Annotated in this window: 11 protein-coding genes; 2 read left to right on the forward strand and 9 right to left on the reverse strand. The window is 74.7% G+C overall.

Annotated elements, in window-relative coordinates; genetic code table 11:
* Positions 1-103 precede the first annotated feature (103 nt).
* The 4 genes from tsaE to E8D37_RS11700 form a co-directional block, all read right to left on the reverse strand.
* Positions 104-1,096 carry a tRNA (adenosine(37)-N6)-threonylcarbamoyltransferase complex ATPase subunit type 1 TsaE gene (gene tsaE / locus E8D37_RS11685; RefSeq protein WP_136569934.1) on the reverse strand — a complete coding sequence of 331 codons (993 nt, stop codon included), beginning with the start codon at positions 1,094-1,096 and terminating at the stop codon, positions 104-106.
* Positions 1,093-2,205: an alpha/beta hydrolase gene (locus E8D37_RS11690; protein WP_136569935.1), complete on the reverse strand. Its 1,113-nt coding sequence runs from the start codon at positions 2,203-2,205 to the stop codon at positions 1,093-1,095. The genes tsaE and E8D37_RS11690 overlap by 4 nt, the downstream gene beginning before the upstream one ends.
* Entirely contained in the window at positions 2,202-3,425 is a 1,224-nt protein-coding gene (gene alr, locus E8D37_RS11695) for an alanine racemase (RefSeq protein WP_206055708.1), read from the reverse strand. The genes E8D37_RS11690 and alr overlap by 4 nt, the downstream gene beginning before the upstream one ends.
* A 134-nt stretch (positions 3,426-3,559) precedes the next feature.
* Positions 3,560-4,981 (reverse strand): NAD(P)H-hydrate dehydratase, encoded by a 1,422-nt coding sequence (locus E8D37_RS11700; RefSeq protein ID WP_136569936.1) that lies wholly within the window; start codon positions 4,979-4,981, stop codon positions 3,560-3,562.
* A gap of 131 nt (positions 4,982-5,112) precedes the next feature.
* Between E8D37_RS11700 and E8D37_RS11705 the strand changes: the two genes are divergently transcribed.
* Complete coding sequence (locus tag E8D37_RS11705) at positions 5,113-6,090, forward strand: hypothetical protein (RefSeq protein WP_136569937.1); 978 nt, start codon at positions 5,113-5,115, stop codon at positions 6,088-6,090.
* A 34-nt stretch (positions 6,091-6,124) separates the two neighbouring features.
* On the opposite strand, the gene E8D37_RS11710 is transcribed toward E8D37_RS11705, so the two are convergent.
* Positions 6,125-6,478, reverse strand: a complete 354-nt coding sequence (locus E8D37_RS11710) for a holo-ACP synthase (RefSeq protein WP_136569938.1) — start codon at positions 6,476-6,478, stop codon at positions 6,125-6,127.
* 2 nt (positions 6,479-6,480) lie between these two features.
* The gene (glmS, locus tag E8D37_RS11715) at positions 6,481-8,325 is read right to left on the reverse strand and encodes a glutamine--fructose-6-phosphate transaminase (isomerizing) (RefSeq protein WP_136569939.1); all 1,845 of its coding nucleotides are present in this window, start codon (positions 8,323-8,325) and stop codon (positions 6,481-6,483) included.
* 189 nt (positions 8,326-8,514) lie between these two features.
* Between glmS and coaA the strand changes: the two genes are divergently transcribed.
* On the forward strand, positions 8,515-9,537 hold the full coding sequence (coaA, locus tag E8D37_RS11720) for a type I pantothenate kinase (RefSeq protein ID WP_136569940.1): 1,023 nt from the start codon (positions 8,515-8,517) through the stop codon (positions 9,535-9,537).
* 99 nt (positions 9,538-9,636) lie between these two features.
* Here the strand turns inward: coaA and glmM are convergent, their stop codons facing one another.
* The 3 genes from glmM to rplM are packed head-to-tail and all read right to left on the reverse strand — an operon-like array spanning position 9,637 to position 11,975.
* Positions 9,637-10,986: a phosphoglucosamine mutase gene (gene glmM, locus E8D37_RS11725; RefSeq protein ID WP_136569941.1), complete on the reverse strand. Its 1,350-nt coding sequence runs from the start codon at positions 10,984-10,986 to the stop codon at positions 9,637-9,639.
* 12 nt (positions 10,987-10,998) lie between these two features.
* Entirely contained in the window at positions 10,999-11,499 is a 501-nt protein-coding gene (gene rpsI, locus E8D37_RS11730) for a 30S ribosomal protein S9 (RefSeq protein WP_136569942.1), read from the reverse strand.
* A 32-nt stretch (positions 11,500-11,531) separates the two neighbouring features.
* Positions 11,532-11,975 carry a 50S ribosomal protein L13 gene (gene rplM / locus E8D37_RS11735; RefSeq protein ID WP_136569943.1) on the reverse strand — a complete coding sequence of 148 codons (444 nt, stop codon included), beginning with the start codon at positions 11,973-11,975 and terminating at the stop codon, positions 11,532-11,534.
* Positions 11,976-12,038: the final 63 nt, after the last annotated feature.

Below are 12,038 nucleotides of genomic sequence, written 5' to 3' on the forward strand. Positions count from 1 at the left end.
AGGTCGCCGCGCCGACAGCGCCTCCCCCGCCGGGGCAGCGCTGGATCAGGCCGGGCGAGCTGGATCAGGCCGGGCGAGCTGGGTCAGGCCGGGCGGGCCGGCCTCAGCCCAGGCCGCGGAACGACAGCGCGTGCCAGCGGGGGCCGACGGGGGTGACCTCGATCCGCCGCTCGTCCAGCGGCTCGCCGTCCACGTCGAGGGCGCCGGCGTCCTGCGCGACCAGGCCCTGCTCGCGCACGATCCGCACCTCCAGCCGCGACTCCGCGAGCCCCTCGGCGATGTCCTCGCCCCACTCCACCACCGTGACCGCGTCCTCCAGCGAGGTGTCGAGGTCCAGGTCGTCGAGCTCCTCCAGGCCGCCCAGCCGGTAGGCGTCCACGTGCACGAGCGCCGGGCCGCCCACCAGCGACGGGTGGACCCGCGCGATGACGAAGGTCGGCGAGGTGACGTGGCCGCGGACGCCGAGCCCGGCCCCGAGGCCCTGGGTGAACGTCGTCTTGCCGGCGCCGAGGTCGCCGGTGAGCACGAGCAGGTCGCCGCGCGTGAGCTGGCCCGCCAGCGAGCGCCCGAGGCCGCGGGTCGACTCCGCCGTGGGCGCCCGGAAGACCATCGTGCGCAGCGGCCGGCGCATCTCGACCAGGGGCGAGTAGCGCCCGATCTCGCGGAAGCCCTGCCGCTCCCAGAAGCGGATGGTCGCGGGCAGCTCCTCACGGGCCACGACGGTGAGGTCGTCGGTGCCACGCCCGGAGGCCAGGACGGCGTCCACGCAGGCGTCCACGAGGAGGCCGGCGATGCCGTGGCCCTGGTGCTCCGGGCTCACCGCGAACCGCCGCAGGTAGGTGGTGGAGCCGATCGGGTCGAGGATCAGGCAGCCGACCGGCACCCCGTCCAGCTCCGCGAGGAGGCCACCGCCGGCGGCGAGCTTCTCGGCGATGCTCGCCGGGGTCTCGGAGAGCGCGTCGGGCGGCGGGTCCATCGCGATGCGGTTGCCGAACGCGGCGGCGACGACCGCGTGCACGGCCTCGGCCGCCTCGGGGCCCACGGGCCGGACGACGACCTCGGGGCCCGCCCCGGCCGCCGGTGCGGAGGCGCTCATGCGCGCAGCACCCGCTCGGTCGCGGCGGCCAGCAGCTGGTCGATCTCGGCGTTGACCTGTCCGTGCCGCTCGATCATCACCAGGTGCCCGGCACCGGCGACCTCGAGGAGGCGGGAGCCCGCGATGCGGGCGTGCAGCGTCCGGCTGTGCTGGATCTTCGTCAACTTGTCCTTCGTCCCGCACACGATGGAGACCGGCACCCGGCTCATCACCTCCACGGCGTGCAGCTTGTCCATGCTGTCCAGGCTCGGGAAGAAGTCCACGAGCACCTTGGTGGGCGTGGTGGCGAGCATCGCCCACGCGAAGTCGACGTAGGCGCGCGGGACGTCGCGCCCGAACGCGAAGTGGCGCGCGGTCTGCTCCGAGAGGGCGCCGCCCAGGTCGCGGACGACGTCGACGGCCTTGTGGCCGACCCCGACGCCCTTCATCACGTTCCGGGTGAACTGGCCGCCGAGGCGCGCCGGCACCGCGGGCAGGAACATCCGGCCCACGTGCAGCTTGTCCGCGGCGGTCGCCACCATCCCCACGCCGACGATCCGGGTCCCGAACAGCTCGGGGTGCTGCTCGGCGAGCGCGGCGATGGTCATGCCGCCCATCGAGTGCCCCACGAGCACCACCGGCGTGTGCGCGGCGACCTCGTCGAGCACCCGCAGCAGGTCGTGGCCGAGCTGCTCGATCGTGGCGTGCTCGGGGGCCGAGCGACCGGAGCGGCCGTGGCTGCGCTGGTCGTAGTAGACCGCGCGGACGAGGCCGCGGTAGGCCGCGCGCTGGAAGTGCCAGCAGTCGGACGTGAGCGCGTAGCCGTGCACGAAGACCACGGTGAGCGGCGGCTCGGCCCGGCCGGCCGCGCCCTCGGAGGGCTCGAACTCGTCGACCTCGACGTGCAGCGGCACCCCGTCGTCCGCCACCACCGTGAGCGCGGGCGAGCGCAGCGACCCGGGCTGGACGGCGTCGCCGGCACCGCGCCGCGCGACCACGCGTCGGCGCCGGACGATCTCGGCGGCGGCCGCACCTCCGGCCACGGCCGCGCCGGCGGCCGCGCCCGCGATGCCGAGCACCAGGCCGCGCGAGACGTGCCGGTGGTCGCCGGAGCCGGATCGGGGCGTCATGCGTGCTCCTCGCGGGGTGCCCCGGCCAGGGCGGTCTGCGGGCCGGTCTCGTGCTCGGCCCCGTGCTCGGCCTCGCTGTCGACGTGCCGGCGCTCGAGCCGCCCGCCGAGGCGGGTGACGATCTCGTAGCTGATGGTGCCGCAGGCCTCGGCCCACTCCTGCGCCGAGGGGGCCGGTGCGGGCCCGATGAGCCGGACGGCGTCCCCGACCCCGGCGGCGACGTCGGTGCCGGCGGGGCCCAGCTCGACGACGACCTGGTCCATGCACACCGTGCCCCGCAGCGGCCGGCGGTGCCCGCCGACCTCCACCTCCGCGGCACCGGCCGCGGCGCGGGGCAGCCCGTCGCCGTAGCCGAGCGGCACGAGCCCCAGGGTGGTGGGCGCGGTGGCGGCCCACCGCCAGTTGTACGAGACGTGCTCGCCGGCCGGCACCTGCTTGACCAGGACGAGCGGCGCGACGACGGTCATGGCCGGCCGCAGGTCGAGGTGGGGCAGCCGCATCGACGTGACGCCGGGGGCCGGGTCGAGGCCGTAGGTGGCGAGCCCGACGCGGACGAGGTCGTGGCGCAGGTCCGGGTGCAGCAGGGCGCCGGCGGAGTTGGCCAGGTGCCGCACCTCGGGACGCAGCCCGGCGGCGTCCGCCACCTCGAGCGCCTCGGCGAACACGCGCGCCTGGTGGGCGTTCGCGGGGTGCTCCGGCTCCTCGGAGGCGGCCAGGTGCGACCACAGGCCGGTGACGCGCCACCGGCCGGCCTCCTCGCCGGCGCGGGCGTGCTCGACGAGGGCGGGCCAGTCCTCGGGGCGACAGCCCGAGCGGGAGAGGCCGGTGTCGATCTTGAGCTGGAGCCGCGCGGAGCGGCCGGTCGCGTCCACGGCCCGGTGGACCTGCTCGAGCCCCTCCAGGCTCGAGGCGGTGACGTCGACGTCCGCGGCGACCAGCGGGGCGAGGTCCTCGTGCGGCATGAGCAGCCAGCAGGCGAGGCGGCCCGTGTCCCCCGCGGCGCGCAGCGCCAGCGCCTCCGGGCCCGTGGCCACGCCGACCCAGGCGGCACCGGCCTCCCGGGCCGCGCGCGCGACCTCGACCATGCCGTGCCCGTAGGCGTCCGCCTTCACCACGGCCATGACCTGCACGTCGGGCCCCACCTCGGCGGCGACCGCGCGCAGGTTGTGCCGGACCGCCGCCAGGTCGACGACGATCTCGGGGCGCAGGGGTGCGGACATCACCGCCCATCCTCCCATCGGGCACCCACCCCCGCGCCCGCACCCCGGAGGGTGGGACGACGCTCACCTCCCCGTGCAAGGGCGTGGGGCGGCCTGGGCGGCCCGGGCGGCCTGGCCAGGGGCGGCCCGGGACCTCAGGGGAGGTCTCTGCCCAGCGCACCCCGGACGGCCGCGGGCAGCGCCGCGGCCACCTGCCCCGCCACGAGCGGCCCGCCGGCGGACGCCAGCACCGCCGCGGCGCCGTGCAGCCAGGCCCCGACCGAGGCCGCGTCGAACGGCTCGAGGCCCGCCGCCAGCAGCGCACCGACCAGCCCGCCGAGGACGTCGCCGGCGCCCGCAGTGCCCAGCCACGGGGTGCCCGTGGTGTTGACGCGGACCCGGCCCCGCGGCTCGGCCACCACCGTGCGCCGGCCCTTGAGCAGGACGACGGCGTCGAGCTCGGCCGCGGCCCGGCGGGCGTGCTCGAGCATCGCCGCCTCGACGTCGGCCCGCGGCACGTCCAGCAGCGCCGCGGCCTCCCCCGCGTGCGGGGTGAGCACCAGCGGTGACCCGGCCGAGCGGTCGGCGCCGCGCAGGTGGGTCAGCGCGTCGGCGTCCACGAGCACGGGGACGCCGTCGGCCAGCGCGGCCGCGAGCTCCTCACCCGCCCCGGACCCGCCGCCGGAGCCGACCACCCACGCCTGCACGCGCCCGTCGCCGACGACCTCGGGGTGCGCCTCGCGGACCCGGTCGGCCACCTCGGCGTCCCCGACGTAGCGGACCATGCCGGCCAGGCCGCAGGCGGCGCCGGCCACGCTGAGCAGGCCCGCGCCGGGGTACTGCGCGGAGCCCGCCCGGACGCCCACCACCCCGCGCGTGTACTTGTGGTCGCTGCCGCCCGGCACGGGGAGCAGCCCGGCGACGTCGGCCGCCCCGAGCGCCTCGACCGGCGCCGGTGGCAGGGCCAGCCCCAGGTCGACGAGCTCGACGGCGCCGCAGGCCGCGGACGCCGGGTCGAGCAGGTGGGCGGGCTTGAGGGTGCCGAAGGTGACGGTGAGGTCCGCCCGGACGTGCGGGCCCGGCGTCCTGCCCGTGTCGACCTCGACGCCGCTGGGCACGTCCACGGCCACCACCGGGACGCCGGCGAGCACCGCCAGGGCCGCCTGCGCGTCGTCCCGGAGCCCCGGACGGCCGCCGATGCCCACGACGCCGTCGACCACGACATCGGGCCGCCGGTGCGCCGGGAGGTCGGCCGGCACCTCCCCCGAGCCCACGACGCGCCCCCCGGCCCGCCGCAGCGCGGCCAGCCCGGCGGCGTGCGGACGCGCGGAGAGGAGCCAGGCCTCGACGGCGGCGCCCCCGCGGGCGAGCATCGCGCCGGCGTGCAGCGCGTCCCCGCCGTTGTCCCCGCTGCCGACCAGGAGCGTGACCCGGCGCCCGTACGTGCCACCCAGGAACGCGCTCACGGCACGGGCGAGGCCGTGCGCCGCCGCGGCCATGAGCGCGCCGTCCGGCAGCGCGGCCATCCTCTCGGCCTCGGCGGCACGGACCTGCTCGACGGTGTGGGCGCTGCGCATGCCGCCAGCCTAGGAGTGGGTCGTGTACCTGAAAGGACTCCTGGCGGCCGATTCAGGTACACGACCTCCTGCTGGACCAGAGGCCTGTGGACGACCGACCGGCCGGGGCATCGAGCGGGAAGAGAACGGGCATGACGACCGATCAGCTCCGCCGCCTACCCCTGGACCCCGAGCGACGTTCCTCCCTGGGCATGCTCGCGGACGCACAGGAGGGGCTGCTGGCGCGGCGCCAGCTGCTCGAGCACGGCGTCAGCGGTGCCCATGTGGCGCAGCACCTGCGGGCCGATCGCTGGAGCTCACCGACCCCTCGGGTCGTCCTCCTGGGGACCGGCCGACTGGACCGCGTGCAGCGCGAGTGGCTCGGGACGTTGCACGCCGGCCCGCGGAGCCTGCTGGGTGGGCTCACGGCGCTGTCCTGCCACGGACTGATCGGCTGGGAGCGGGACGAGGTCACGGTCTGGGTGGACGGCCGCTTGGCGTTCGAGCCGGTCCCGGGGATCTCCTTCTTCCGGACGCGCCGGCCCTTCGCGTCCCTGCGCGCCACCACGAGCCGACCGCTCGCCCGCGTCGAGCCCGCCACGCTGCTGCACGCCGGGTACCACGGCACACCGCGGGCAGCCGACGGGCTGGTCGCTGCGGTCGTCCAGCAGCGCCTCACCACACCGGATCGACTGGCCGCGTGGGTCGAGTCGCTGCAGCCCCTGCGGCGAGCCCGACTCTTCCGCGCCGCGGTGGACGAGGTCGCCACCGGGGCGCACTCCCGGCTCGAGCGCGACGTCGTCCGGCTGTGCCGGGAGGCCGGGCTCGCCCCGCCCAGGCAGCAGACCCGTCGCCAGGACGCCGACGGGCGCCAGCGCTGGACCGACTGCGAGTGGCGCCTTCCCGACGGCCGGGTGCTCGTCCTGGAGGTGGACGGGTCGGCTCACCGGGAGGCCGCGCAGTGGGCGGCCGACAAGCGCCGCGCTCGCCGTCTCACCTCGGCCGAGACGCTCGTGATCAGCTGCACCGCGCACGAGGTCCGGCACGAGCCGCACGAGATCGTGGCTGACCTGGTGCGACTGGGTGTTCCGCGGCGAGGTCGTGTGCCTGGACGAGCCTCTGAGGGCTGATCCAGGCACACGACCTGGACCGGACGAGGGGCGCTCAGCCCTCCAGCACCACCATGGCGGACGCGACGCCGGCGTCGTGGGAGAGCGAGACGTGCACGGAGGCGACGCCGAGGTCCGCCAGCGCCTGCGCGACGCTGCCGCGCGCCTCGAAGCGCGGGCGGCCGGAGGCCTCGCTCACGATCTCGCAGTCCTGCCACGACAGCCCGGCGGGGGCGCCGAGCGCCTTCGCGAGCGCCTCCTTGGCGGCGAACCGCGCGGCGAGCGAGGCGACGGTCCGGTCCCGCTCCCCCGGCGTGAACACGCGGGTGAGCAGGCCCGGCGTGCGGTTCAGCGTCGCGGAGAAGCGGTCGATGTCGCAGACGTCGATGCCGACGCCGAGGACGGCCACCGCTACTCGACCGTGACCGACTTGGCCAGGTTGCGCGGCTGGTCGACGTCGTGGCCCATGGCGGTGGCGAGCTCGCACGCGAAGAGCTGGAGCGGCACGACCGCCACGAGCGGCTGCAGGAGCACCGGCACCCGCGGCAGGGTGAGGAGGACGTCCGCGTAGGGCTCGATCGAGGTGTCGCCCTCCTCGGCCAGGCAGATCGTCCGCGCCCCGCGGGCGCGCACCTCCTGGATGCCGCTGATCATCTTGTCGTGCAGCTGGTCGCGGCCGCGCGGGGGCACGACGCAGAGCACCGGGAGGCCCTGCTCGACGAGCGCGATCGGGCCGTGCTTGAGCTCGCCGGCGGCGAAGCCCTCGGCGTGCAGGTAGGCCAGCTCCTTGAGCTTGAGCGCCCCCTCCAGGGCCACCGGGTAGCCGGCGTGGCGCCCGAGGAAGAGGACGGAGCGGGAGCCGACGTGCTCGCGGGCGAGGTCGTAGACCTGGTCGGCCTTCGCCAGCACCTCGCTGATGTGGTCGGGCATGGCCTCGAGCTGGCCCAGCACCTGGGTGATCTCGTCGCCGTACCGCGTCCCCTTGACCTGGGCCAGGTAGAGCGCGAGCAGGTAGCAGGCCACGAGCTGGGTGAGGAAGCCCTTGGTCGAGGCGACGCCGATCTCCGGGCCGGCGTGGGTGTAGATGACGGCGTCGGACTCCCGCGGGATGGTCGAGCCGTTGGTGTTGCAGATGGCCAGCACCTTGCTGCGCTGGGTGCGCGCGTGCCGGATGGCCTGGAGGGTGTCGGCGGTCTCGCCGGACTGGCTGATCGCCACGACGAGGGTGGAGTAGTCGAGGATCGGGTCGCGGTAGCGGAACTCCGAGCTGAGCTCGACCTCCACCGGGACGCGGCACCAGTGCTCGATCGCGTACTTGGCCACCAGGCCCGCGTAGAACGAGGTGCCGGCCGCGATGATGATGATCTTGTCGATGTCGCGCAGCTCCTGGTCGGAGAGGCGCATCTCGTCGAGCTGGAGGGCCCCCGAGCGGGTGCGACGGCCGAGCAGGGAGTCGGCGACGGCCCGCGGCTGCTCGAAGATCTCCTTGCGCATGAACCAGTCGTGGCCGTCCTTCTCGGCGGCCGAGAGGTCCCAGTCCACGTGGTAGGCCCGGCCCTCGGCGGGGCGGCCGTCGAAGGTGCTCACCTGGACGCCCTCGCGGGTGATGGTGACGACCTGGTCCTGCCCCAGCTCGAGGGCCTCGCGGGTGAACTCGATGAAGGCGGCGACGTCGGAGCCGAGGAAGTTCTCGCCCTCGCCCAGGCCGACCACCAGCGGGGAGTTGCGGCGGGCGGCGACGACGCGGTCGGGGTCCTGCCCGTCGATGGCCACCAGGGTGAAGGCGCCCTCGAGCCGGCGGCAGACGCGCTGCATCGCGGTCGTCAGGTCCTCGCCGGAGTCCACCTGGAGCTCCAGCAGGTGGGCGACGATCTCGGTGTCGGTCTCCGACACCATCTGGTGGCCCTCCTCCTCGAGGCGGGCGCGCAGGTCGTCGAAGTTCTCGATGATGCCGTTGTGCACGACGGCCACCCGGCCGCCGTAGCCGCGGTGAGGGTGCGCGTTGACGTCGTTGGGCGCGCCGTGGGTGGCCCAGCGGGTGTGTCCGAGGCCGATCGTGGAGACCGGCAGCGGGTCCTCGGAGATGGCCTTCTCCAGGTTGGCGAGCTTGCCCGCCTTCTTCCGCCCCTCGACCGAGCCCTCGTGCACGAGGGCGACACCGGCCGAGTCGTAGCCGCGGTACTCCAGCCGGCGCAGCCCGTCGATCACGACGTCCTGCGCCGAGCGCCCACCCACGTACCCGACGATCCCGCACATGGCTGGAGAGTCTAGGCGGATCAGCGCCCGGAACCTCGTCGCCGCGGACCGCCGGGGCGTCGCGCGGGCGCCGGACGGGCCCTGACCTGCGCCGGACGGTGGTCGAGGGGACCCGGCCCTAGACGTTCACCCCCTCGGGTGCACCGGGTCCGGGCACGCGAGCCGGACCGGGCTGCAAGAATCCTGCCCATGTCTTCGCAGCCGCAGCGGTCCGTGGACGCCGCGCCGGCCCCGCCCACCGGGTGGTTCCCCGCCGTCCACCCCGAGGGCCCGCGCGAGACCTCGCCGTACCTCGAGCTCGACCGCTCGGCCTGGGCGGCCCTGGCCAAGGAGACGGAGAGCCCGCTGACCGAGGCCGAGGTCAACAGCCTCCGCGGCCTCGGCGAGAGCCTCGACATCGACGAGGTGCGCGAGGTCTACCTGCCGCTCTCCCGCCTGCTCAGCATGTACGTGGAGTCCGCGGGCCGGCTGCACCGCGACCAGGAGCAGTTCCTCCACCAGCGCACTCCCCCGCGCACGCCGTTCGTCATCGGCGTCGCCGGCTCGGTGGCCGTGGGCAAGTCCACCACCGCCCGCGTGCTCCAGCAGATGCTGGCCCACTGGCCGCAGCACCCCCACGTCGCGCTGGTGACCACGGACGGCTTCCTCTACCCCAACGCCGAGCTGGAGCGGCGCGGCCTGCTCCAGCGCAAGGGCTTCCCGGAGTCCTACGACCGCCGGGCGCTGCTCCGCTTCGTCGTGGACATCAAGTCGGGCAAGGACGAGGTCACCGCGCCCGTCTACTCCCACCTCGTCTACGACGTGGTGCCCGACGAGCGGGTCGTGGTCCGCCGTCCCGACATCGTCATCGTCGAGGGCCTCAACGTCCTCCAGCCGGCGCGCAACCGCGAGGACGGCCGCGCCGGGCTCGCGGTGAGCGACTTCTTCGACTTCTCCGTCTACGTCGACGCGCACACCAGCCACATCCGCGACTGGTACACCGAGCGCTTCCTCAAGCTCCGCCGCACCGCGTTCCGCGATCCCAGCAGCTACTTCCGCAAGTACGCGGCCCTCACGCACGACGAGGCCGTGGCGGAGGCCGAGCGGATCTGGGACGCCATCAACGGCCCGAACCTCGTCGACAACGTCCTGCCCACGCGCTCGCGGGCGACGCTGGTGCTCCGCAAGGACCGCGACCACTCGGTGCGCTACGTGCGCCTGCGCAAGGTCTGAGCCGACCCCGGCACCGGCGCCGGCGCCGAGGGGGGCAGGACGCACGAGGCCGGCCCCGCGGGAGCGGGACCGGCCTCGAGAAGGTGCTGCGGTGGCGCGTCAGAGCGCCAGGCGCTCCCGGACGACGTCCGCCAGCCGGTCCGCGACCTCCTGGGCCTGGACCTGCTCGGGCGCCTCGACCATGACCCGCACGACCGGCTCGGTGCCCGACGGGCGCAGCAGCACCCGACCGGTCTCGCCGAGCTTGGCCTCCTCGACCGCCACGGCGGCCAGGAGCGCGTCGTCGTCGCACCGCGTGCGGTCGACGCCGGCGACGTTGACCAGCACCTGCGGCAGCCGGGTGACCACGGAGGCCAGGCTGCGCAGCGAGCGGCCGGTGGCCTTCACCCGCTGCAGCAGGTGCAGCGCCGTGAGCAGCCCGTCGCCGGTGGTGGCGTGGTCGGAGAGGATGACGTGGCCGGACTGCTCCCCACCCAGGGAGTAGGCACCCGCCTTCATCGCCTCCAGGACGTAGCGGTCCCCCACCGCCGTCTGGACGACCCGGATGCCGGCGTCCTTCATGGCCAGGTGCAGGCCGAGGTTGCTCATCACGGTGACGACGAGCGTCTCGTCCGCCAGCCGCCCGGCCTCGTGCAGGCCGAGGGCGAGGATCGCGAGGATCTGGTCGCCGTCGACGACGGTGCCGGTGTGGTCCACGGCGAGGCACCGGTCGGCGTCCCCGTCCACGGCGATGCCGACGTCGGCCCCGTGCTCGAGCACCGCCTGCCGCAGCGGGCCGAGGTGCGTGGAGCCGCAGCCGTCGTTGATGTTGAGCCCGTCGGGGCGGTCCCCGATCGGGATCACCCGCGCGCCCGCGGCGGCCAGCACCCGGGGGCCGACCTCGTGGGCGGCACCGTGGGCACAGTCGAGGACGACGGTCAGCCCCTCCAGCGGCCGCGAGCCGGGCAGCGTCGCGAGGAGGTGGTCGGCGTAGTCGTCGATCGTGCTGGCGTACGGGGTCACGCGGCCGACGCCGCCGCCCGTGGGCAGCGAGCGCTCGCCGCCCATGGCCGCCTCGATGGCGCGCTCGACCGCGTCGTCCAGCTTGACCCCACCGCGCGCCAGCAGCTTGATGCCGTTGTCGGGCATGGGGTTGTGGGAGGCGCTGATGACGACACCCAGGTCGGCGTCCAGCAGCCCCGTCAGGTAGGCGACACCGGGGGTGGGGACCACCCGGAGCCGTAGCACGTCCACGCCGGCCGAGGCGAGGCCCGCGACCACCGCGTGCTCCAGGAACTGCCCGGAGATGCGGGTGTCGCGGCCCACCACGGCGAGAGGCCGCCGCCCGGCCTGGCCGACTTCGTCGACCAGGACATGGGCAGCGGCCTCACCGAGGTGCAGGGCCAGGTCAGCGGTGAGCGCACCGTTGGCCAGGCCCCGGACCCCGTCGGTCCCGAAGAGTCGTCCCAAGACGAACCGGGATCAGCGCTTGGAGAACTGCGGCGCCTTGCGCGCCTTCTTCAGACCAGCCTTCTTGCGCTCGATGACGCGGGCGTCACGCGTGAGCAGCCCGGCCTTCTTGAGCGTGGGGCGGTTGGCCTCGACGTCGACCGCGTTGAGCGCACGGGCCACGCCGAGGCGCAGGGCGCCGGCCTGACCGGTCACGCCGCCGCCGTGGATGCGGGCGATGACGTCGAAGCGGCCCTCGAGCTGCGTGGTGGCGAACGGCTCGTTCACGACCTGCTGGTGCAGCTTGTTCGGGAAGTAGTTGTCGAGGGTGCGACCGTTGATGGTCCACACGCCGGTGCCCGGCACGATGCGGACGCGGGCCACGGCCTCCTTGCGGCGACCGACGGCCGCGGCGGGGGCGATGGTGGCCGGACGGGCCTCGGCGTCAGCGGACGGAGCGGACTCCGAGCTGTAGGCGACGCCCTGCTCGTCGGTGGTGTAGGTCTCCTCGACCTCGGTGGCGTTGTCAGCCATGTTCTTCGTTCCTTGTCAGCTCGGTCGAGAAGTTACTGGGAGATCTGGCGGATCTCGTAGGGCGTGGCCTGCTGGGCCTGGTGCGGGTGGTTCGGGCCCGAGTAGACCTTCAGCTTCTTCAGCATCTGCCGACCCAGCTTGTTCTTGGGGAGCATGCCCCAGACGGCCTTCTCGATCGCCTTGCGGGCGTCGGTGTCCAGGACCTCGCCGATCGGCGTGGCGGACAGACCGCCCGGGTAGCCGGAGTGGCGGTAGGCCATCTTGGTGCGGGCCTTGTCGCCCGAGAGGGAGACCTTCTCGGCGTTGATGACGATGACGAAGTCACCGGCGTCGACGTGCGGGGCGAACTGCGGCTTGTGCTTGCCGCGGATCAGGTTCGCCGCGGTGACGGCGAGGCGACCCAGGCGGATGTCGGCAGCGTCGATGACGTACCACTCACGCGTGATGTCGCCGGGCTTGGGGCTGTAGGTGCGCACGGCTGTCCTACTCTCTCGTTCGTTCGGCCCGGCGGGGTGTCCCCAACCGGGTGGTGCTTCCAC

Source organism: Nocardioides sp. GY 10127 (genome assembly GCF_004919085.1).
Classification (GTDB): domain Bacteria; phylum Actinomycetota; class Actinomycetes; order Propionibacteriales; family Nocardioidaceae; genus Nocardioides.

Excerpts from the sequence above, each read along its gene's own strand:
- alr (WP_206055708.1), bottom strand. The coding sequence starts at position 3,425 with ATGTCCGCACCCCTGCGCCCCGAGATCGTCGTCGACCTGGCGGCGGTC.
- tsaE (WP_136569934.1), bottom strand. The coding sequence starts at position 1,096 with ATGAGCGCCTCCGCACCGGCGGCCGGGGCGGGCCCCGAGGTCGTCGTC.
- E8D37_RS11700 (WP_136569936.1), bottom strand. The coding sequence starts at position 4,981 with ATGCGCAGCGCCCACACCGTCGAGCAGGTCCGTGCCGCCGAGGCCGAG.
- E8D37_RS11705 (WP_136569937.1), top strand. The coding sequence starts at position 5,113 with ATGACGACCGATCAGCTCCGCCGCCTACCCCTGGACCCCGAGCGACGT.
- coaA (WP_136569940.1), top strand. The coding sequence starts at position 8,515 with ATGTCTTCGCAGCCGCAGCGGTCCGTGGACGCCGCGCCGGCCCCGCCC.
- E8D37_RS11690 (WP_136569935.1), bottom strand. The coding sequence starts at position 2,205 with ATGACGCCCCGATCCGGCTCCGGCGACCACCGGCACGTCTCGCGCGGC.
- rpsI (WP_136569942.1), bottom strand. The coding sequence starts at position 11,499 with ATGGCTGACAACGCCACCGAGGTCGAGGAGACCTACACCACCGACGAG.
- glmS (WP_136569939.1), bottom strand. The coding sequence starts at position 8,325 with ATGTGCGGGATCGTCGGGTACGTGGGTGGGCGCTCGGCGCAGGACGTC.